1 protein-coding gene is annotated in these 870 nt (G+C 61.5%); it reads left to right on the top strand.

All coding sequences use genetic code 11. The annotated features are described in order from the left end of the window. On the top strand, positions 1-759 hold a 759-nt coding region (locus PV760_RS21430), incomplete at its 5' end, for a hypothetical protein (RefSeq protein ID WP_354628658.1). Between the last annotated feature and the right edge of the window lie 111 nt (positions 760-870).

Genomic DNA, 870 nt, shown 5'->3' with positions numbered 1-870 from the left:
CCCTACCAATATAAGCCGGACTTTCGCTGCACTCTCGGCGGCCCCGGCGCACGCGAAATGGGCTGCCTGACCCTTGAATGCCCACCTACAACACCCGACGGTGAGAAGGGCTCACCTGTCATCTGGTTGAAAGCACCGAAAGCCGTCGCTAACCCGACATTCACCGATTGGCAGCCTGTCGACGGTAAGCCCGCGTGCCTCTATGACGCAGAGCCGCAAAACGTCCTCGCCGACATCGCCGCCCGCATCCTCAACGACTTCCGCCAACTCCCCATCAACCCAGGAAACCTCCAAGCCCAACCCTTCCCCCACACCCTCAAAGGCGGACCCACCAACTTCTACACCACCGCCACCGAACAAACCTTCGACGTCACCATCCTCGGCCAAGCCATCCACCTCACCGCTACCCCGGCCAACCACACCTACACCTTCGGAGACGGCACCACCCTGGGCCCCACCCCCGCCGCCGGCTACCCCATCCCCGAAGCCGAATGGCTCACCACCGAAACCCGCACCAGCCACAGCTACACCGAAACCGGCAACTACCCCGCCACCATCACCACCAGCTTCACCGGCACCTACTCCGTCAACAACGGCCCACCACTACCCATCAACGGAACCCTGGACCTGACCACACCAGCCACAACCATCCACGTCTGGAAAACACAAAGAGCACTCGTCGCCGACACCTGCCAACAAAACCCCACTCATGGGGCTGCCCCACCACCGAACCAACGCACTAAGGCCTCGGAACAGTAGCTTCCTGACCCGTTTTGAACCCGAAACAGCTCGAAACCGCGGGAAAAGCGCGCTCAACGGCCTCAAACAAGGTCACAAAGCCACACCACCCAGGTGCCGACGTCGAAGTTT

This window comes from Paenarthrobacter sp. CC6 (assembly GCF_040560085.1).
Classification (GTDB): domain Bacteria; phylum Actinomycetota; class Actinomycetes; order Actinomycetales; family Micrococcaceae; genus Arthrobacter; species Arthrobacter nicotinovorans.
Note: the sequence above shows the minus strand (reverse complement) of the source record. Positions and strands in the feature narration are given on the sequence as shown.